This window comes from Pseudoalteromonas apostichopi, assembly GCF_030297135.1.
GTDB lineage: Bacteria > Pseudomonadota > Gammaproteobacteria > Enterobacterales > Alteromonadaceae > Pseudoalteromonas > Pseudoalteromonas apostichopi.
Genome location: NZ_AP028065.1, coordinates 838,845 through 859,991, shown reverse-complemented (window position 1 = coordinate 859,991; position 21,147 = coordinate 838,845). Strand labels below are relative to the sequence as shown.

Sequence of the window (21,147 nt, the reverse complement as noted above, 5' to 3'; positions counted from 1 at the left end):
TTTTGATGGTACAACATGATAACTTTAACAGCCCCTTGTGTGCGAGTGCCAAATGCACGACCAAGGACAGACATAAGTCTAATGTGGAGCCACTATGTCACAGCTTAGCTTAGCTGCTACACCTTCAGCAAATTTAGCAGAACAAATCAGTCTAAATTGTTGGTATAAAATTGAAAACAAACACCTTATTACAACAGACTTTACGCCAAAAGCAAACCAAGGCGTGTTTAGTGTTGCCTTTGGTAATGAGCTTAATGCAGAGAAACTGCTTACTATTAGTGATTTTTTAGCGTCACATGGGTTAAGTAATTTATCGCTTTGTTGTTATCAACCAATTACAGATATACCTGTGGCATGGAGCTTTCATAGCGATGCTACAATTTTACTGAGCCCACTCGTATTAGTTGAGTTTGCCAAGCAGTTAGGTATTCAACTGGTGCAACTAACTAATCCACCGACAGTGAATGAGCCAGGCTTATTACTAATGGATATGGACTCAACAGCCATTACTATTGAGTGTATCGACGAAATTGCGCGCCTTGCCGATGTGTATGACGAAGTTGCCGCTGTAACCGCGCAAGCTATGGCCGGGCAGCTCGACTTTGCACAAAGCTTAAAGCAGCGTGTCGCGAAGCTTGAGGGCATCGATGTAGATTTAATTGACGGCTTAAAAGCGCGTTTACCGCTTATGCCGGGCGTGAGTGAATTATGCCAATACCTAAAAGCGCATAACTGGCATTTAGCAATCGCATCAGGTGGCTTTGTGCCTTTTGCAGAGCAAGTGCAGTCACTGCTTGGTTTAGATGAGGTGCATGCCAATACTCTTGAATTCAAAGATAATCGCTTAACGGGTAAAGTCATTGGCACTATTGTTGATGCTGAAGAAAAGGCTCGTGTACTTAAACGAATCGAACAAAAGCTGACTTTAAATAATCGTCAAACAGTTGCCATGGGTGATGGTGCTAACGATTTGAAAATGATGGCTGCGGCAGGGCTTGGCGTTGCTGTGCATGGTAAACCTAAAGTAGTTGAGCAAGCACAAACTGCAATTAATGAAGGTTCATTACTGCAAGTTGCTTACTTACTCTCTCTACCGTTAGATTACTCGCTTTAACCAAGTCGCTTTGCGTTTACTCATTTCCGTGATCAGCTTTTGGTCAATATCAAAATGGGTAAGCGCTTCTTCGGTTATATCAATTAAATCACCTACACCGGCTACTGCCCACAGCGCTTCTTCTAAATCTTTTGCTTTGTGCAATGCGTACTGACTAATATATTTAAGCTCATTCGCTAAGTAATCAATATCAGGTCGACCAGTACGTGAAACATATAAACGAAACACAAATACTAAATCGTTTTTCAGCGCTTTTTTCACAAATAAAGTTTGTGGTTTGTAGTCATCTTCACTGATACAGCGACTAGTAATTGCATCGCTAATTTCGGCTTGGCGCGGATCAAAGCGTAAAAATAAAGTAAATGGTAATGGCGGATCTTGGCGACTACGATCTTTTATTAACGGGGTGATCACCTCTGTAATTTGATCCGTCGATAAGAAACCATCGATGCTGGTCGTCTCATTTAATAACGCAAAGTTTTGCAGTAACACATGTAGTGGGCTTGGATATAAACCTTGACCAATTGCGCCAGCTTTAAAGTGAGCTGCTTCTTTATGTAAATAAAACGGAAATTGGCATACACTTTTGGTCACCATGTTTCTGAGTGCGGTCGATAACCCCGGAATCTTAGGCGTTTCTTCGCAGACACGTAATTTGTCTTTGTTGTTATCGATTAAAACAGTGAAAAACTTAATTGCCATATGTGGTAGGTCACCAATCCGATGGACTTTTAAGTTTACTGTTGTCAGTGATTTACTCACAGCCATCACTTCATAGGCAAGATTCGTCAAATCATGCTTTTTGGTAATTTTTTGCAAATCAGGCAAGTTTAACTTAATGATATCGCCTTTTTTGAACTCAACTGGTTGGTCGCATTCAATTTGCAATCCCATCACTGATAAGTCTCGGGTATGCCCTGTAATAGTTTGCTCATGGTGTTCAATGCTGACAGCTGTTTTGTATAAGTAGCGTTTATGAGCTCTAAGGTTTACATATTCGAGCGCCACAGGCTCTAAATGAGGGGGCGTTTTGTGCTTACTGTGACCGAAAAGCTTGAGCTGGTTTACTGCATCTTTACTGTAATCAAGTTGTTGATATGTTCGTTGTTCAAACTTTGTACCAACCGAAGTTAAAATTAGTAGATATTTAACATCTTTGATCAACCCCTGCACTCGTGGTGTAGGTGGTTTATTTAGTTTTTCGATATTTTTGCCAGCACTGCTTGGCAGTGACAATGGAATGTAAGAGTCTTCCGGATGGCTTGGCATCAACTGTAGCTTAAAGCACTGCCAGCTGTCTTTTTGGCTGCCAAACCCGAGGAATAAATCTCTTAGGTGTGGTTGGCTTTCAAGCTCAGTTTTTGTAGCGGAATAATAATAAATTTTGCCCGCAGCCGTATGCGTGAAAGTATAAAGGTATTCTTCTTTTACTGCATCAGGTGAGCTAAGTAAGTGACCCAAACGCTGCTGATTAATAATACTGTATAAACATGACAACTTACGTTCATCACAAAAATAGCGCTGAATAAAAATATTATTCTCAGTGGTTAATGCAAGGCTAGGGTAAAGTTTGTCGCCTTGTAAGCTTAAAAAAGCATAAAACGAGGTAACGCGTGGAATATAGTATTGCTCGTAGCCTTTTGAGACAACAGCATCTAGCGTATTGTCTAAATTAACTTTATAGCGGCGTTTGTTGCCGTGGATAAAGCTTTCTAAAAACTCATCAAATTTTTCATTATTCTCAATAAAGGTGCGTTTTAAGCGTACATGATTGTATTCACGAGAGACCTTTTCTACCGCAACCACTTCGTATTGAATACCGTTTTTTAGGCCCAGTTCGAAGTCTTGCTCTAGGCCAACCAGACGTAAACCAATTAATTGACCTTTTTTAACTGAGTAACGAGGCCCCAGCTTAATTTTGGCACCGCTTAAAGAAATATCTGAGGTTGATGCAGCAACTTTGCGGTCTTTATCAAGCTCAACGGTGATTTTAATTGAATAGTTCATCCGCTCTTCGCGGCGACTCTCGTAAGATGCAAATTTAATGACCTTGGCTGGCTGCTCTGTAGCTGTACTATCGTCGGTTAAAGCTTGTTCTGCAGCCTTTTTTTGCATTACTCGGTGATTATTTTCAGTGTTCATCACCGCTTCGTAAACGGCAAGCGTGTAACCACCGTGGCGTTTTATGGCATCTTCAAACACTTCAATGGCGGTATCGTCCATAAAGTGTTGCTTGCCGTCATATTCGTAAGGTTTCACTTGGCCGGTTACTTGACCACGTAAATCAATAAAGCGAGCTACAGGCTGAGATAAGCGCGACATTTCCATTTTGATCAAAAACTGCTCTGGCTTTGTTAAGCTAGCTGTCTTTGATTTAAACAGTTTATCGAACTGGGGAGTGCCTAAATGTGCCTTTAGTTCATCAACTAGGCTTTCATATTTAAGCAGAATGTCTTCAGCCATTTATAAAACCATCACCGTCTATCTAAAAAAGTAGGTATACTAGCGGGCTATTTAAAGCCAAAACAGTGTGACTACTTCTTTATTTTATTAGTTATTGTTATATGTATTCGCCAATTAAATGGCAAGCACTGTAAAGTTTTATTTGTAAGCAAAAACTGTGCCCTTAACTATTTCTTAAATAAGTGCTTAGCTAAATTAAGTACTTTTTAGGGGCAGGTTACAGCATGTTATCATTTGTGACTATAAATTGGCTCTAATTAAATCGCCTGAGTCGTATGTTTTACTTTAGCTATTATATGCTTGAAAATACAGAAATAGTCACAAATCAGCTACCAAAATAGGTAAGGCCGAATGGCAAAATCAGCAAAAATCGAATTTGTCTGCACTGAGTGCGGCATGAACTATCAGCGCTGGCAAGGACAGTGTAAGTGTGGAGCGTGGAATACGCTCGCAGAGTTTAAACCCTCAGCAGGGCAATCAAAACAAGCAGCAAGCCGCGCCGCTGTGGCAGGTTATGCCGGTGTCGTAAGCGGTGGTTCAAAGAAAATAAATGAAGTAGCCACAGCAGAGGCTGAAAAACGTCTCACTGAAATTGGTGAGCTAGATAGAGTATTAAGTGGTGGCGTAACCACAGGTTCAGTCAATATTATTTCTGGTGACCCAGGTGCAGGTAAAACCACCTTGTTGTCAGACTTGGTTGCACGTATGTCAAAGCTCATGCCGTCTTTGTACTGTACAGCCGAAGAGTCTTTATCGCAGTTTAAAAACCGTGTGAATCGCCTACGTTTAGATTACAACGAAGAAGAGTTGTATTTGCTTTCTGAAACCAGCGTTGAAGCTATTATTGAAGAGCTTGATAAAAATAAAATTAAGTTTGCGGTGATAGACTCAATTCAGGCTGTAGTAACAGAAACGGCAAATGGTAGTCCAGGTTCACCTTCACAGGTAAAAAGTGCAGCCCAAGCATTAACGCAATACTGTAAGCAAAATGATGTAACTATGTTCATCATTGCCCATGTAAACAAAAATAATGAAATTGCCGGGCCGCAAACGTTAGTACATATCGTCGATGCTTTATTACATATCGATACTAACGATGGGCAAATCAGAACGCTACGAGCTAATAAAAACCGTTTTGGTGATATCGACACTGTGGGTATTTTCAGAATGTGTGAGCGCGGAATGCTGAGTGTTGATAACCCGAGTGAAATCTTTTTATCTGGTTCTAGTACCGAGTCTCCGGGATCTGCTATTACTTGTATTCGTAAAGGTAACCGTAATTTACTTCTCGAAATCCAGTGCTTAACTACAGAAACAGAAGCTGAGTTTCCGCAGCGGGTGTGTGTTGGTTTAAACATGAACCGTATCAAGATGCTTACGGGAATTTTACGCAAACATACAAAAACAAAAATCTTTCATGACACCTTTTTTAACATTGTTGGTGGTTTAAAAATAGATGAATCAGAAACCTGTATCGATTTAGCATTAGTAACAGCGTTATTAAGCAGTTTGAACGAGTTTGTAGTGCCTCGCACAACTTGTATTATGGGCGAGCTAAGTCTTAATGGCGATGTTAGACCAATAGACAGCGGAGTACCCAGAGTTAAAGAAGCTGCCCAACACGGCTTTACTGAAATTTTTATTCCGCATCGCAATTACCATAAATCAATGGAAGGACTTGGAGCTAAGATCACGCCAGTGAAAACAGTGCATGAATTACTGTCGTTAATAAACTAAATACAATTTGATACACTGATAAAAAATTTACACCAATTAAAGGAAATATAATGAAGAAGTTAATTATTGCAGCGGTTGTTGCTGCGGCTGTCGGTGGCGTAGCTTACGCAAATTACGCAGCTACACAGGAAGTGAAAAAGGTGGTTGATAAGCAAATCAGTGCATTATCAACACAAAGCGGTGTAGATATTAAATACAGCGATATCTCAGCCAGTATTTTTGATAGTAGTATGCAGTTAACAGAAATCACTGTTTCGAACAGCCTGAGTAATGAGCAAGTTGCGACAATCGATAGTATTGATGTGTCGGGTTACGAAGTTGATGCTGTACCGCCGCACACAGGTTTTGTGATGAAAAACTTTCGTTTTAGCGATGAGTTTTTGGCACAGCTTCCTGAAAATTCAAATAACAAGCTAGCATCAACAAGTTATAACGTTGACTCATCTCTTGATTACAATAAAGATTCAGGCGATAGTGATTTTGCACTTAAAGTCACTGCGAATGAGGTGGCTGATGTTAATTTTAATCTAGGCTTGGCTAAAACCACAGCACTGATGGAAGCATCTTTGGCTGTTAGCCAGATGCAAAATGAAGCAGCTGACGGCCAATTAACATTAGAGCAGCAGTTACAACAGCAATCGAAAATGATGGCAGCATTAACTCAGTTAGAACCGCGTAGCATAAATATGTCGATTGCTGACGAAGGTGAGCTTAAAGCGGTATTTGAAAGCTTTTTAACTGCACAAGGAATGACTCATGAGCAATTTAAGCAAGTCGTTACCATGCAGTTACAACAAGTGCCTGTGAGTGAAGAACTTGCAACAGCGATTAGCAATTTTGTGAGTGGTTTATCGTCTTTTTCTGTGTCTGCTAAATTACCTGAAGGTAAAACCATGATGGAGATTAATCAGCAAATTCAAATGCTGATGGGTCAACCAGAAGAGCTTGCTAAATTTATTAACTTACAAGCAAGCGGCGAATAATCTCACACCACTTGTAAACTTAGCCTTAAAGTGATGAGTGATTAAGCTTGCTCACTTTAAGGTTGTTTTTTATCTGCATCACACCTTGGCTGTGCTCTAAAAACTTTTGTGCCAAAGCTCGCTGAAACCCTGTTTCTGTAATGCCTTTTAGTTCAACAGTATCACCATCAACAATTACTTGTAGGTTTTCAATTTGAAAATTTGGATTGCTCGTTAATTTTTGCAATGCCATTTGCTGTAGACGTGGTTGTGCCGATGTGCTGGTTGTTAGTACGCTGGTATTGGCGCTTACAGTAGTTGCGCAAGCAAGTAAAAACAAACAACTTAATAAAGTAAGTGCTATGGTTAATTTGAAGCGGCTCATACAATTCCCTCGTTAATCTAGTCTGCTGTGAACTATTGCTGAACCTGTTACAATTATTATTCCAAAATTTAACTAATTGATTTTTATGCTTTTATTTTTGTGTTGAGTATGTGAGGGTAAGAAAGTGTGAACTAATTACACACTTAATAAGTAAAAAAGGTAGGGCATAAAAATGCCGAGACAAACTCGGCATTTTTATAACAGTGTCAGTAAAACTATTTTTTCTTCTTAGTTTTAGACTTGGCTTTTTTCTTTGCCTTCATTTTTTCTGGATCTTTCTTCTTTTTGGATGGGAGCTTAGCTTCTTTATGCTGTGGCTCGAGCCCTTTGATAACTCGGCGTTTGAGTTTTTGTTCGATATAACGTTCAACTTTACCAACAATTGCTACGTCATGGGCTTCAACAAATGAAATCGCGATGCCTTTTTTGCCAGCGCGAGCGGTACGACCAATACGGTGAACATATACATCTGCGGTGCGTGGCATATCAAAGTTGATAACGTGACTGATATCAGCAACATCAATACCACGTGCGGCAACATCCGTTGCAACTAATATATTATTTCGCCCAGAGTGGAAATTCTCCATTGTCTTCATTCGTTTGTCTTGCGGCATTTCACCGCGTAACCAAGCAACACGAATGCCTTCGTTGTTTAATTCACCAATCAGTGTTTCTAGGCGCTCACGAGTTTTAACAAACACAATAGCTTTCTGAATGTCATCACCATTTAACGTTTCAACTAGCATTTTCAGCTTGTGGTTGTAGTCATCTGCAAGGTGAACCCACTGGTGAATTTTGCCTTTCTCTTTTCGTGATGATTCAGCTTCAAGTAGTGCAGGATCATTTAAGATACGCTCTGCAAATAACTCAACGCTGTCACCTTCAAGGGTGGCTGAAAATAAGAAACATTGGCGGCGGTTTCGCGCCTCATCACAAATGCGAAGCATTTCTTTACGAAAGCCCATGTCTAACATGCGGTCTGCTTCATCAAGGATCAGCACTTCAACGTTTTCGGCATGAAAGTTCTCTGTCTCGAGATACTCCATTAAGCGTCCCGGCGTCGCAATTAGAATGTCGTTATTGCTTTCGAAAATTTCTTTGTGGGTCCCGTAGTTTATACCTCCAGTCACAACGCCAATTTTAAGATGAGTTTGTGCTGCAAGTAATTCACATTGCTCATGAATTTGATACGCAAGCTCACGGGTTGGTGTCATGATCAAGACACGTGCAAAACCAGGTTCACGACGCGGGAAATCGAGCAAGTATTGAATTGCAGGGATCAAAAACGCGGCTGTTTTACCCGTACCAGTAGGGGCAGATGCCAAAATATCACGACCTTGAAGTGCTTCAGGGATCGCTTGTTGTTGAATACTGGTTGGCGTATCAAAACCCATTTTATTAATGGCATTTAACAGCTTGTTATCAATATCAAATTCAGAAAATTGCATAGAGTGACATAAATAGAGGACAATTAAGCCTAATTATACGCGTTAACGCGGCTGTGGTGAATGAAAAGGTGAAAAAATGTCAGGCTTTGTGTTTAAACAATTTACAGTAACGCAAACACGCACTGCGATGAAAGTCTCAACCGACGGTATTTTATTAGGTGCGTGGGCTAATCTGAAAAGGGCTGAACGCATCTTAGATATAGGCACTGGCACAGGACTACTGGCTTTGATGGCAAAGCAAAGATCACCTGAAGCAAATATCAGTGCCATCGAAATTGATTCTGGTGCTTGCAGTGATGCTCGAGAAAATTTCGCCAATAGCCCTTGGCCTGATATTAGTCTTTTTCAAGGTGCGGTGCAGTCGTTCAGTGCAGTAAAGCCTTTTGATGCAATCATTAGCAATCCGCCGTATTTTAATGCGAGCTTAAAAGGTGATAACGATGCTCGCAATACTGCTCGCCACACAGATGGTCTTAGCTTTAGTGATTTAATTGCGGCTTGTACTCGGCTTAGCCACGGCAAAACTGTATTGAATGTAATTTTGCCTTGCGTCGAAGCGCAACAATTTATTGCTGTGGCAGAGCAAGCAGACTGGTACTTAACACGTCATTGCTTGGTACGCACTACCGAGGAAAAGCAACCAAGTCGTAGCCTTTTGTTATTCAGCCAAAGCAAGTGTGAATGTGAAACAACGTCGTTAACGATACACGCAGCTGATGGTAGCTACAGCCAAGATTACAAAGAGCTATGTAAAGCTTATTACCTAAAAATGTAATTATATCTGTGGTTTTTGCATGGAAGGTGGCTGTAATTGCATAACCTCATCAAGTTGAATTTGCTGAACATACTCAAGCTTTAATAAGGCATCTAACACCGACTTACTGTGTGATTTTTCTATTTCAGCGCTGCAAAAATCAATAATATTAAAGCGGCGTTTGATCAACAGGCCTTTAATTTCTGGTAAAGGTTTTGTGGTTTCGATAAGAACGCGGGTAGTTGGGCAGGGATCGGCATAGCCTGAGCGCATTAACTTATTTAAATTGAATAAGTTATCGTCAAGCCGACCCAGTTCAAGAGCGGCTTTAGCGCTATCAGGGATAAACAATGGCTCAGCAAAGCGATTTATTATTATATCTCCTGCTGCGTTAATTTTGGTAACCTGATTACTGTCATAACTGACAATATCACCGGTAAGTAATGTAAATTGACTCATTGTGTTCCCTCGCAATGTGTTGTCTATTTCTGAAAATAGCAAAATGGTGTGTTTTACTAAGTCCTGATATAGTGCCAAAGTCTTAAGTTTTATACGAGTTTTTTATGATCCGTTTATCAATTGTTTTATTTGCCTTATTATTTTCTAAGCTGTGCTTTGCTGCTTTGACACCCGTGGGTCTTTGGAAAACCATTGACGAAGAAACCAATGAAGCGAAATCTTTAGTGCGTATTAGTGAGCAAGATGGCGTGCTGATTGGTAGTGTTGAAAAAATACTTAACCCAGCCAAGCAAGATGCAATATGCGAAAAGTGTAAAGGTGATAAGAAAAATCAGCCTATTCTTGGGTTACAAATTATTGAAGGTGCTAAAGATGCTGGGGATGGTAGCTGGCAAGATGGTGAAATTCTGGACCCAAACAATGGTAAAACTTATACCCTAAAATTGACTCCAAAAGAACAGGGTAAGGTACTTGAAGTGCGCGGCTATATTGCTTTTTTCTACCGTAATCAATATTGGCAACGTGTTGAATAAAAATTAAAAAGCCAAGCAATGCTTGGCTTTTTATAAATAACAGGATGTTACAAGCTTTCGCTGTATTCAGTCATTACTTGCTCAACCCAGGTTGCAATACGGTCATCGCTCAGCTCGTATTGGCTGTCTTCATCAAGGGCTAAGCCTACAAACTGTTTACCATCTTCTGTGAGCGCTTTTGAGGCTTCGAATTCATAACTTGTATCGTTAGGCCATTTACCGAGCAAGGTAATACTCTGATCACAAATCTCATCGTGTAACATGCCAAGTGCATCTTGGAACCATTGACCATAACCTTGTTGATCACCCATTCCAAACAGAGCCACGGTTTTGCCGTTTAAGTTAACATCTTTAATGTCGTCCCAGATTGATTCCCAATCTTCTTGCAGCTCACCAAAGTCCCAAGTTGAGATGCCGAAGATAACGAAATCAAATTGCTCTGCATTTTTTAATGGCTCATCTTTGATATTGTGAAGGCTCACTATGTCGTGGCCAATAATATCGCGAATTTTCTCTGCCGCTATTTCTGTGTAGCAGGTTGTAGAACCATAAAATAAACCAATCTGCATCGTATTTATCACTGTGTATTTGCCTGATATGATAGGCCTAAGTTTACCGTAAGGTATAATCAATTGATACCTTGATAAGGATGAGAGTACGCGTGGCTGATAATAATTCACAAGCACAAAAAGGTGTAATGACAGCAAATAACGCCGAACATTTAGAGTTATTTTTAGATACTCTGTATCTTGAGCAAGGCGTCAGCGAAAATACATTGGCGGCCTATCGCAGTGACCTTGAAAAGTTTTGCCAATTTATAAAAGATAAAGACCTTCTTGCCGTTAGCTCAGATGATATCGAAGCGTATTTAGCTTACCGCGTAGATCTAGGACTGAAGTCGCGCAGCACCGCACGTAGCATTAGTGCACTGAAACGTTTCTATCAGTATTTTGTGCGCGAAAAAGTGATTGCAGATTCACCCATGGTAAACATTGCTCAACCAAAAGCTGGGCAATCATTACCGAAAACCCTATCCGAAGCCGAAGTAGAAGCATTGCTTGCAGCCCCAGACATAGAAGACCCTATGGGACTTCGCGATAAAGCCATGCTTGAGCTTTTATATGCTACAGGGCTTCGTGTTACTGAGCTGGTGGGGCTCAGAATGGAGCAAATTAATTTGCGCCAAGCTGTGGTTTTTGTAAAAGGTAAGGGTAATAAGGAGCGCTTAGTTCCCTTGGGTGAAGAAGCAATGTATTGGCTTGAGCAATTCTTAAAAGTGGGCCGTTCGCAAATGATAAAGCATGCCACTGACTTTGTGTTCCCATCTAAGCGTGGGATTGGTATGACGCGACAAACTTTTTGGCATCGCATCAAACACTATGCTATTTTGGCATCAGTTGAATCGCCGTTATCACCGCATACGCTCAGACACGCGTTTGCAACGCATTTGCTTAATCATGGGGCGGACCTAAGAGTCGTGCAAATGATGTTAGGTCACAGTGACTTATCAACAACACAAATTTATACCCATGTAGCGAATGAAAGATTGAAGTCGGTACACGAGCAACATCATCCACGAGCTTAGTGCAAGATTTTTAAAGATGTACCGGTCTATATAAAAAATGATCAGGATATAGGATATTTATGAAAAAGTTAGTTTTAGCCACAGCACTACTAGGCACAAGCTTAAATGTGTTTGCCAATGGCGTATCAACAACAGACGCTGCTGATGCTCCAATTATTGCTAAGTTTGCCGAATTAGGCGTAACCGTTAAGCAAATCAATCCAAGCCCAGTGGCAGGCCTTAAAGAACTAATTACTGACAAAGGCGTGCTGTATGCAAGCCCTGACGGTCAATTTCTTATGCAAGGAACACTGATTGACCTTAATAACCGAGTTAACCTAACAGAGCATGCACTGAGCGATGTACGTAAAGAAGGTATAGCTGAATACGAAGATTCGATGATCGTTTACAAAGCGAAAAACGAAAAGCATTCAATCACGGTGTTTACTGACATTAGCTGTGGTTATTGCCGTAAGTTACACCGTGAACTTGATGATTTCTTAGAAGCGGGTATCACAGTTAAATACCTTGCTTTCCCACGTGGTGGTTTACGTGGTAAAGGGTATCAAGATTTAATGAATGTATGGTGTGCTAAAGATCCAGCTGAAGCGTTAACAGAAGCAAAAGCGGGTGCAGAAGTAGCAGCGGTGCCTGGTTGCCACGCACCAATTGCAGAGCATTACCAACTTGGTCAAAGTTTTGGTATGTCGGGGACACCAGCAATTATTTTAGAAGATGGCACGATGATCCCAGGTTATCAATCAGCTGCGCAAATCAGCCAAGCACTTGATGCTTTACCAAAAACATCTTCATAACTGTTTTTTAAACGAAAAGGCCTATTTGTTGTAGGCCTTTTTACTTGCCTTTGCTTAAGAAGTACCGTTTCCGACATGGAAAAAATAATTCAAGCTCGTCCACGTGTTGATGATTCACACTTACCGCACCATTTACACCCTGTTATCAAGCAGATTTACGCGACTCGACAGGTGCAAAATGCAACTGAACTCGATAATAGCGCTGCGACATTACATGACTTTAAGCTGTTTAAAGACATCGACAAAGCTGTTGCGTTATTGCAAGAAGCAATTGCCGCACAAAGCCGCGTTTTAATTGTAGGAGACTTTGATGCTGACGGTGCAACCAGCACTGCAACTTTGATGCAAGGTCTTGCTATGTTTGGCTTAAAGAATCTTGATTATTTAGTACCAGACAGATTCAGCCTTGGTTATGGCCTAAGCCCTGCACTTGCAGAGCAAATCGTTTCCATGCAGCCTGAGCTTGTGATCACCGTTGATAACGGTATTTCATGTATTGATGGTATTGCTATAGTAAAGAAAGCTGGTATTAAAGTGCTGGTGACTGATCATCACTTGCAAGGTGAATCCCTGCCAGATGCTGATGCCATTGTGAATCCGAATCGTCATGACTGTCAGTTTCCATCGAAGTCGATAGCAGGCGTTGGGGTCGCTTTTTATTTGCTTATTGCTTTACGAAGCCACTTACGTGAGCAAGGGTATTTTCAGCATCAGCCAATGCCAAATTTGGCTGAGTTACTTGATATTGTAGCCCTTGGTACCGTTGCCGATGTGGTCGCTCTTGATGCCAATAACCGTACCTTAGTTCATCAAGGTTTAGCACGCATTCGCAGTGGTAAAACACGGCCCGGAATTAGTGCACTTATTGAAGTGGCAAATCGCAATGCAGGGCGTTTAAGTGCCAGTGACTTTGGTTTTTCATTAGCGCCACGCTTAAATGCAGCAGGGCGTTTAGATGATATGAGTTTAGGTATAGCCTGTTTGTTATCTAGCGATATAAATCAAGCACGCCGTATTGCCAGTGAGCTCGACAGCCTTAATCACGAGCGCCGTGAAATAGAGCAGGGCATGCAAACTGAAGCACAAGCCGTGCTTGACCGTTTAGCCTTCAAAACCGAGTCCGTGCCTGATGCCATTTGTCTATACCAAGCTGATTGGCATCAAGGTGTAATTGGTATTTTGGCTGGTCGTTTAAAAGAAAAGTATCACCGTCCTACGATTATTTTTGCAGCTGGCGATAACGGCGAAATAAAAGGTTCTTGTCGTTCCATTGAAGGGCTGCATATGCGTGATTTGCTAGAGCGAGTAAATACTCTCTATCCGCATTTGATCAGTAAATTTGGTGGTCATGCTATGGCGGCGGGGCTGAGTATCAATGAACACTGTTTTAATGAGTTTAAAACAGTGTTTGAGCAAATGGTGACAGATACTCTTACTGAAGAGCATAAGCAAAGCATCTTACTTACCGATGGTGAGCTGCCAAATGATTGCTTTTCGATGGAGTTTGCCAATCAACTAAAAAATGCAGGTCCTTGGGGGCAGCAATTTCCTGAGCCAGTGTTCGAACATGTATTCGAAGTAATACAGCAGCGAATTGTTGGCGAAAAACACCTAAAACTGGTTTTAAAACATCAGTCTGGGCGGTTAGTTGATGGGATTGCATTTGGCGTGGATGTGCGTGCATGGCCAGATACCGAAGTGCGTTATGTAAAAGCAGCTTACCAACTCGATATAAATGAATTCCGTGGTAAATATACCTTACAGTTGATTATTCGAGAGCTACAAAAAGCGACATAAAAATATCGTTATAATCGACATAAAAGGCTAATAAAACGCTCGGTTTTTTGTTAAAATCGGGCGTTTTTAATATTTGTAGATAATTTACCGTAATTATCGTCGATATCGGTGCACGGTAAATCAGCCATTTTGGAGTAATGTACATGTTTGAAGTGAATCCTGTGATTAATCAAATCAAGGAAATTCGCGAACGTACTGAACTGCTTCGGGGGTACCTTTGACTACCCTCTTAAGAAAGAGCGGTTAGAAGAAGTTAACGCAGAACTTGAAGATTCAGCCGTGTGGAATGAGCCAGAACGAGCTCAAGCCCTTGGCCGTGAAAAGTCGGCACTCGAAGCTATCGTAGAGACCATTGATAATCTAGTGGCAGGTACCGAAGATGTTGAAGGTTTAGTAGAGCTTGCAGTTGAAGCTGAAGATGAAGAAACCTTTGCTGAAGCAGAAGCTGAATTGGGCGATTTAAACGCACAACTTGAAAAGCTAGAGTTCCGTCGAATGTTCTCAGGCGATCATGACCAAAACGATGCTTACCTTGATTTGCAATCAGGTTCTGGCGGTACTGAAGCTCAAGACTGGTGTAACATGCTGTTGCGTATGTACTTACGCTGGGGTGAAGCAAAAGGCTTTAAAGTTGAGCTAGTTGAAGCAACTGACGGTGATGTGGCTGGTATTAAGGGTGCAACAGTGCGCTTTGTTGGCGAATATGCATACGGTTGGCTGCGAACAGAAACAGGTGTTCACCGTCTAGTACGTAAGAGCCCATTTGACTCGAGTGGTCGTCGCCATACTTCGTTTGCATCAGCATTCGTATATCCAGAAATCGACGATAATATCGAAATTGATATTAATCCGGCTGACTTACGTATTGACGTTTACCGCGCATCAGGTGCCGGTGGTCAGCACGTAAATACGACAGAATCTGCGGTTCGTATTACTCACATACCAACCAATACTGTTGTACAGTGCCAAAATGAGCGTTCACAGCATAAGAATAAAGACCAAGCAATGAAACAGCTAAAAGCGAAGTTGTTTGAACTTGAAATTCAAAAGCAGAATGCAGAGAAGCAAAGTCAAGAAGATGCTAAATCTGACATTGGCTGGGGTAGTCAAATACGTTCATACGTACTTGATGACTCGCGCATTAAAGACTTACGTACAGGCGTTGAAAACCGTAACACTCAAGCGGTTCTTGACGGCGACTTAGATAAATTTATTGAAGCCAGCCTTAAATCTGGCCTATAACCACCAAGCTAAAAAAGAGCTAAAAAATGACTGATCAAATCCAAGACGAAAATAAGTTAATCGCTGAGCGTCGTGGCAAATTAGACGCAATCCGCGAAAATTGCCCAGCCAACGGTCATCCAAACCAATTCCGTCGTGAACATTACACGGCTGATTTGCAAGCTGAGTTTGGTGATAAATCGAAAGAAGAATTAGTTGCTGAACAACACGTTGTATCAGTTGCTGGTCGTATCCTTGCTAAACGTGGTCCTTTCCTAGCATTACAAGATATGAAAGGCCAAATTCAAGCGTACGCATCAAAAGACGTACAAAAAGAATTAAAAGCTAAATACGGTCAACTAGATATTGGTGACATCATCGGTGTTAAAGGCGCACTAAATAAGTCTGGTAAAGGTGACCTATACGTAGAAATGACTGAGTACGAGTTACTGACTAAGTCATTACGTCCGTTACCTGAAAAGTTCCACGGTTTATCTGACCAAGAAACAAAGTACCGTCAACGTTATGTTGATTTAATTACTAATGATGCGACACGTGAAACGTTCCGTATTCGTTCAAAAGTTGTTGAAGGTATTCGTCGTTTCTTAGCTGAGCGTGATTTCATGGAAGTTGAAACGCCGATGCTACAAGTGATCCCAGGTGGTGCGTCTGCACGTCCATTCGTAACACACCATAATGCACTTGATATCGATATGTATTTACGAATCGCACCTGAGCTTTACCTAAAACGTTTAGTCGTTGGTGGTTTTGAGCGTGTATTCGAAATCAACCGTAACTTCCGTAACGAAGGTTTATCTACACGTCATAACCCAGAATTCACGATGATTGAATTCTACCAGGCTTACGCTGATTACATTGATCTGATGAACATTACTGAAGACATGTTACGTACTGTTGCTACAGACGTACTTGGTTCACCAATTGTTGTAAACACAACTAAAGATGAAAACGGTGAAGTGGTTGATTCGGTAGAGTACGATTTTGGTCAGCCTTTTGCTCGTCTAACTATGAGCGAAGCTATTCTTAAGTACAACCCTGACTTCGATGCAGCGGTATTTAATGACCCAGAAAATCATTTTGAAGAACTTAAAGCATATGCGAAGCAAGTACACGTTAAGATCCCTGAAAACTGTGTATGGGGCCCTGGTAAGTTCTTATGTGAAATCTTCGAAGAGACTGCTGAGCATAAGTTAATTCAACCTACTTTCATTACCGCTTACCCGTGGGAAGTGTCACCACTTGCACGTCGTAACGATGAAAACCCATTTGTGACTGACCGTTTCGAATTCTTCGTTGGTGGCCGCGAGTTAGCGAATGGTTTCTCTGAGCTTAATGATGCACAAGACCAAGCTGAACGCTTTACGCGTCAAGTTGAAGAGAAAGATGCGGGTGATGATGAAGCAATGCACTTCGATGAAGACTACATCCGCGCATTAGAGTATGGTTTACCTCCAACAGCGGGTGAGGGTATTGGTATCGACCGTCTGGTGATGTTATTTACAGACTCACCAACGATTAAAGACGTGATCCTATTCCCACACATGCGTCCTCAAGCTGACTAATCAGCTAAAAGTCTTTAAAAACGCCGCTTTTTAGCGGCGTTTTTTTATCAGAAATTTCTGATTTTTATTACTCACAAATTTACTACTAAATTGTAATTAGCTGATCTAAAAAGAAATACCGAATTAGCCTTCAAATAAAGTTACTAGATTGTAAATTTTTTATACAAACCTAAAGTTGGATAGTGTTTTTTTTAGCCAAGATATGACATCATTGCGCCATATTCGTTCAACGCATAAATGGACTTAATTCTAATGACAAAAAAGCCTTCGCAGTTGCCAACAGATACAAATAAAAACGAGCATCAACGTGAAGATTTTTATCGTGCTTGTATAGCTGAATTTCAACAATTAGGTTACCAAGATCAATACCTCGCTGAATTAACCGATGAGCTGATCCCATTGACGGGTCTTGAGCCGTTGAGTGATAAAGAAAAAGTGGCGAAAGGATAAACAAAAATAAGTTGTTTTAGCTCGTTATGGACAATCTATAACCATCTATACGATTTTCCTTGAAAAGTGTTTGACATATTTCCTGAAATCTTTATTATACGCCCCACAAGACGGAGAGGTGGCCGAGTGGCCGAAGGCGCTCCCCTGCTAAGGGAGTATAGGGTTTGTAGCTCTATCGAGGGTTCGAATCCCTCCTTCTCCACCATTTTTTAAATGGTTTTCTTGTAAAGTAAAGAATGGGCGCATAGCTCAGCTGGATAGAGTACCTGGCTACGAACCAGGCGGTCGGAGGTTCGAATCCTCCTGCGCCCACCATCCTTTACTAAAATCAAAATGTGGGCGCATAGCTCAGCTGGATAGAGTACCTGGCTACGAACCAGGCGGTCGGAGGTTCGAATCCTCCTGCGCCCACCACTTTTGAAAAGTCTTAGTGAGACTTAAACTAACTAAAATAGAATGTGGGCGCATAGCTCAGCTGGATAGAGTACCTGGCTACGAACCAGGCGGTCGGAGGTTCGAATCCTCCTGCGCCCACCACTTTCTATACATTCATACTGCAATGTTCGAAAGTGCAAACCGACTAAATGTCGGTTTTTTTGTGTTTTAATAACACCGTCATTGCAAGACGTAAATAAGCAGAACCATTGCGGACGCGTAGCTCAGCTGGATAGAGTACCTGGCTACGAACCAGGCGGTCGGAGGTTCGAATCCTCCCGCGTCCGCCACTTTCTTCTGGAAAGTGACATAAACCGACGAAAGTCGGTTTTTTTGTGCCTGCAATTCGCGTAGGAGCTTGAAAACTCGATATAAACCTGTAGCAGCGATTTTATATCGCGTTTATTATCGTAATATTCGTAGCAGCGACTTCAGTCGTGAACATCACGCTTCCACTCCACAAATTAAACCCCAACTCAAAATACAAAAAATACACCCAGTAGGCGTGAAACTTGTTTCGCGCGCATCGCGCATTAAGATAATGTCGCTCCAGACGATGAACAATACCCCTTCGAGACGATAGACTTTAATCGTTAAATTATTTTTTAAGCCAGCGTCTTATAGGCAATAAAACCGAGTTAATTTGCTTCATGAAGAAATTGTGTTAGATTTAATAAAATATTCCAAAAAAAATAACAAGTGGGAATTTTATTTTATGTATGCGAAAGGTGCATATCAAAAACGGCTGGCTATAAGTTGCGGCTTGATGCTTTTGACTGGTTGTGAAGCGAACACAGAAAAAACCCCATTAACCGACCAACAATACTTTGAGCAGGTAATGTTAGCTCCCGCTATTTTGCCAAAAGATTTAAAAAATACTGGTTGCTTATCACTGGAAGGTGAAAGTCAGCAGCCAGGCTATAAATCAGCAACTGAGGTTAATTATCAACAGGCAGGTTGGCAAAACAGAGTGGCGGCCGATTGGCAGTATTTCTTAGCCTCTGAGCAGCCAGGTAAATTTCTATTAATAGATTATCAAGTACAGGCAGGGCAGCTAGCCTATCGCTATTTAAGTGATGGCAGCCATAATAAATTGTATGAGCCTTGGAGCTCATCAAAAATTCAAGCATTTAGCGGTGCGCTATCTAAAGTAAGACAAACCCACCCAGAGCTTGGTGCAACGCTCTATGCAGGTGATACAGCGCTGGCAGATTTGATCAGCAGTATTAATAGCTATGAAGCATTTGGTAAAGCCGATGGCAACTCAAATGCTATTGCCAGTTATTTTGTGAATGTGGCAGGGCGAGAGTACTTACGTGGACTTTTTAATGATGGCTGGCTCAAACTACAGGATGAGCGTTTGTTATTTAACGGCGCATATGGCTCAGAGCAGTTTATGCCATCAGACGAGTATTGGCATAACCCTGCAAATAATGAGCTTGATGCAAAAGTCGTTCATTATATAACAAGCAGTGATGATCCCGGCTATTTAGGATATCGTTGCGACAGTTGTGGCTTAACGGGCAACAAAGCAATGACTACACTTGCTCAAGCTGAATGGTTAAAGCGCTTGGTTAGTCACCAGCGTGAGCCAAGTACACAAATGCCTTATTTACAAGCAAGTGATGTTGATGTGCTACTTAACGGCACAGGTCATACCTACGAACAGGCTCAAGTAGGCGGCATGATGGTAGGTATCAGTCATATTGTTACAAATGCGTTGGCAGATGTTATTGCTCCAAATGATAGTCGCTCTGCAAAAGAGGTGCTCGATAGCGCAACCAATGGGCAGTGGCGTGTATGGCAAAAAATTGGTTGGGGACCAAGTGAAACGCGCTCCACCACAGAAGCCGTGATGCTGGCACATGTGTGTCTAGGAAATTATCAAGGTGGGCGTGAGTTTACATTTAGTGTACAGCAGTCAACTCAGGGGGCTGACGAAGCCAATTTGCCGACAGTCGGTAAGCAAATGCAGCAAAAATTGCAGCATGCTTTTACAAAATTATTAGATTCACGCTTTCAATAAGAATTAAGGTACAGCTATGCGTCGTTCAATTATCGCTTTATCAATTACTTTAGGTGTTGCCTTTAGTGCACCCATGCATGCCGAAGATTGGCAATCAGATGTTATCGGGGTCACGCAGTCACAGCTTTCTCCTAGCTACTGGTTAGCGCAAGGGGCATCGGCAAAAATGATTATGACGGAGGCTCAAATTGCTGCCTTCAACGAAAAACTTATTAAAGATAATAAATACATTGTTGATCCACTGTCTTTCCAAAAATCGCTCAGTAAAGACGAGCTAACAAGTGCCATTCACTCGGCAAGTGCAATTCCAAAAAGCCCGCGTTTTTTTACCGACGGCCGACAACTCACTGCGAAAGATTTTGCTAAATATCAGGCTAACTTAAATCTTAACAAAGTCGCAGATACTAATAAGGTGCGTTTTGCAGTGGTAGTTAAACGTACTGCATTACGTACATTTCCAACTTGGGATCGGGTTTTAAATAGTGGCCTTGATCAAGACTTAGATCGCTTCCAAGAAAGTGGCATGTTCCCGGGTGAGGCTGTGGCTGTATTACATCAAAGCGCAGATAAAAAGTGGTTGTTAGTACGTGCTTACAACTACTTAGCATGGGCACCTGCCGAAGATCTTGCCTTTGCTGATGCGGATAAAATAAAAGCTTATCGTGAACAAGATAACTTCTTGGTTGTGACAGGTGCAAAAGTAAATACTGCTTATGTGCCAAACGATGAAAGCCGCTCAGAAGTGCAACTAGATATGGGGGTACGCTTACCCTTAGTTGATAGTGAGAAAGTACCTTATTTGCTAAACGGCCAAAATAGCTATGCCAGCCATGTTGTACAGTTACCTACTCGTGATGAGCAAGGTCAACTTGTAATTAAACCAGCGATGATCAGCAAAACTGCCGATGTAAATTTAGGTTACTTAGACTACAACGAGCAAAATCTAATTAAACAAGGCTTTAAGTTTTTAGGTGAGCGTTATGGTTGGGGGCATGATTACAATGGCCGCGACTGCACCGGGTTTGTTGGTGAAATTTATAAAAGCTTTGGCCTATTAATGCCGCGTAATTCAGGGCAGCAAGGCAGTAGTGAATATGGGCAAAATAATCGTTTTGATAAGAATACCGCTGCGGATGCCAAGATACCAACGGTTAAAAATATGGCAATTGGCGATCTGATCTATATTCCTGGTCACGTGATGATGTACTTAGGGGAGCATCACGGCGAGCCGTATGTTATTCATGATGTCAAAGGATTAGGTTACAACAAAGGCGATGGCAGCTTTTATAGTAGTGCCTTGAATGGGGTGTCTGTGACACCTTTATTGCCACTAAGATTATCTCAAGAAACCAGTTATTTAGACCGTGTTTATAACATTAAGCGTATTCGCTAGAGGCCGAT

General features: G+C 41.5%; 18 protein-coding genes and 5 tRNA genes. 18 read left to right on the top strand and 5 right to left on the bottom strand.

The window, feature by feature from the left end; all coding sequences use genetic code 11:
* Positions 1–94 precede the first annotated feature (94 nt).
* Entirely contained in the window at positions 95–1,114 is a 1,020-nt protein-coding gene (gene serB / locus QUE86_RS03855) for a phosphoserine phosphatase SerB (RefSeq protein ID WP_250661160.1), read from the top strand.
* On the opposite strand, the gene QUE86_RS03850 is transcribed toward serB, so the two are convergent.
* A complete protein-coding gene (locus tag QUE86_RS03850) occupies positions 1,097–3,577 on the bottom strand; it encodes a PilZ domain-containing protein (protein WP_286259303.1) in 2,481 nt (826 codons plus the stop codon). The genes serB and QUE86_RS03850 overlap by 18 nt on opposite strands.
* Before the next feature lie 351 nt (positions 3,578–3,928).
* On the opposite strand from QUE86_RS03850, the gene radA reads away from it, so the two are divergent.
* Positions 3,929–5,314 (top strand): DNA repair protein RadA, encoded by a 1,386-nt coding sequence (gene radA, locus QUE86_RS03845; RefSeq protein ID WP_167658776.1) that lies wholly within the window; start codon positions 3,929–3,931, stop codon positions 5,312–5,314.
* 50 nt (positions 5,315–5,364) lie between these two features.
* Complete coding sequence (locus tag QUE86_RS03840; RefSeq protein ID WP_130050783.1) at positions 5,365–6,297, top strand: aq_1923 C-terminal domain; 933 nt, start codon at positions 5,365–5,367, stop codon at positions 6,295–6,297.
* A gap of 25 nt (positions 6,298–6,322) precedes the next feature.
* Here the strand turns inward: QUE86_RS03840 and QUE86_RS03835 are convergent, their stop codons facing one another.
* Positions 6,323–6,661: a BON domain-containing protein gene (locus QUE86_RS03835; protein ID WP_130050784.1), complete on the bottom strand. Its 339-nt coding sequence runs from the start codon at positions 6,659–6,661 to the stop codon at positions 6,323–6,325.
* Between the two features lie 215 nt (positions 6,662–6,876).
* Positions 6,877–8,109 (bottom strand): ATP-dependent RNA helicase SrmB, encoded by a 1,233-nt coding sequence (srmB, locus tag QUE86_RS03830; RefSeq protein ID WP_130050785.1) that lies wholly within the window; start codon positions 8,107–8,109, stop codon positions 6,877–6,879.
* Positions 8,110–8,185: 76 nt separating this feature from the next.
* Here srmB and QUE86_RS03825 point away from each other — a divergent pair, with 76 nt between their 5' ends.
* Positions 8,186–8,884, top strand: a complete 699-nt coding sequence (locus QUE86_RS03825; protein ID WP_178927332.1) for a tRNA1(Val) (adenine(37)-N6)-methyltransferase — start codon at positions 8,186–8,188, stop codon at positions 8,882–8,884.
* Here QUE86_RS03825 and QUE86_RS03820 read toward each other — a convergent pair whose 3' ends face one another.
* Positions 8,885–9,322, bottom strand: coding sequence for a hypothetical protein (locus tag QUE86_RS03820; protein ID WP_130050787.1), 438 nt, complete (start codon positions 9,320–9,322; stop codon positions 8,885–8,887).
* 104 nt (positions 9,323–9,426) lie between these two features.
* On the opposite strand from QUE86_RS03820, the gene QUE86_RS03815 reads away from it, so the two are divergent.
* A complete protein-coding gene (locus QUE86_RS03815; protein WP_130050788.1) occupies positions 9,427–9,855 on the top strand; it encodes a DUF2147 domain-containing protein in 429 nt (142 codons plus the stop codon).
* A 47-nt stretch (positions 9,856–9,902) separates the two neighbouring features.
* Here QUE86_RS03815 and fldB read toward each other — a convergent pair whose 3' ends face one another.
* Positions 9,903–10,424 carry a flavodoxin FldB gene (gene fldB / locus QUE86_RS03810; protein ID WP_130050789.1) on the bottom strand — a complete coding sequence of 174 codons (522 nt, stop codon included), beginning with the start codon at positions 10,422–10,424 and terminating at the stop codon, positions 9,903–9,905.
* A 128-nt stretch (positions 10,425–10,552) separates the two neighbouring features.
* Between fldB and xerD the strand changes: the two genes are divergently transcribed.
* The 13 genes from xerD to QUE86_RS03745 all read left to right on the top strand — a co-directional run bounded on the left by xerD (position 10,553) and on the right by QUE86_RS03745 (position 21,139).
* Positions 10,553–11,440 carry a site-specific tyrosine recombinase XerD gene (gene xerD, locus QUE86_RS03805; RefSeq protein WP_233786810.1) on the top strand — a complete coding sequence of 296 codons (888 nt, stop codon included), beginning with the start codon at positions 10,553–10,555 and terminating at the stop codon, positions 11,438–11,440.
* A gap of 59 nt (positions 11,441–11,499) precedes the next feature.
* Entirely contained in the window at positions 11,500–12,234 is a 735-nt protein-coding gene (gene dsbC, locus QUE86_RS03800; RefSeq protein ID WP_130050791.1) for a bifunctional protein-disulfide isomerase/oxidoreductase DsbC, read from the top strand.
* A gap of 75 nt (positions 12,235–12,309) precedes the next feature.
* Positions 12,310–14,031, top strand: coding sequence for a single-stranded-DNA-specific exonuclease RecJ (gene recJ, locus QUE86_RS03795; protein ID WP_286259296.1), 1,722 nt, complete (start codon positions 12,310–12,312; stop codon positions 14,029–14,031).
* 143 nt (positions 14,032–14,174) lie between these two features.
* Positions 14,175–15,273, top strand: a protein-coding gene (gene prfB / locus QUE86_RS03790) for a peptide chain release factor 2 (RefSeq protein ID WP_130050793.1) whose coding sequence is annotated in 2 segments (ribosomal slippage) — positions 14,175–14,249 and positions 14,251–15,273 — 1,098 coding nt in all. Because the reading frame shifts where the segments join, the coding sequence is not laid out codon by codon here.
* 26 nt (positions 15,274–15,299) lie between these two features.
* Positions 15,300–16,835: a lysine--tRNA ligase gene (gene lysS / locus QUE86_RS03785; RefSeq protein WP_130050794.1), complete on the top strand. Its 1,536-nt coding sequence runs from the start codon at positions 15,300–15,302 to the stop codon at positions 16,833–16,835.
* Positions 16,836–17,087: 252 nt separating this feature from the next.
* Positions 17,088–17,285, top strand: a complete 198-nt coding sequence (locus tag QUE86_RS03780) for a hypothetical protein (protein ID WP_130050795.1) — start codon at positions 17,088–17,090, stop codon at positions 17,283–17,285.
* Positions 17,286–17,397: 112 nt separating this feature from the next.
* Positions 17,398–17,490, top strand: a tRNA-Ser gene (locus tag QUE86_RS03775).
* A gap of 33 nt (positions 17,491–17,523) precedes the next feature.
* Positions 17,524–17,600, top strand: a tRNA-Arg gene (locus QUE86_RS03770).
* 22 nt (positions 17,601–17,622) lie between these two features.
* Positions 17,623–17,699 (top strand) — tRNA-Arg (locus QUE86_RS03765).
* A 46-nt stretch (positions 17,700–17,745) separates the two neighbouring features.
* A tRNA-Arg gene (locus tag QUE86_RS03760) sits at positions 17,746–17,822 on the top strand.
* Between the two features lie 111 nt (positions 17,823–17,933).
* Positions 17,934–18,010 (top strand) — tRNA-Arg (locus QUE86_RS03755).
* 476 nt (positions 18,011–18,486) lie between these two features.
* The gene (locus QUE86_RS03750; RefSeq protein ID WP_286259293.1) at positions 18,487–19,746 is read left to right on the top strand and encodes a peptide deformylase; all 1,260 of its coding nucleotides are present in this window, start codon (positions 18,487–18,489) and stop codon (positions 19,744–19,746) included.
* Positions 19,747–19,762: 16 nt separating this feature from the next.
* Entirely contained in the window at positions 19,763–21,139 is a 1,377-nt protein-coding gene (locus tag QUE86_RS03745) for an SH3 domain-containing protein (RefSeq protein ID WP_130050797.1), read from the top strand.
* Positions 21,140–21,147 lie beyond the last annotated feature (8 nt).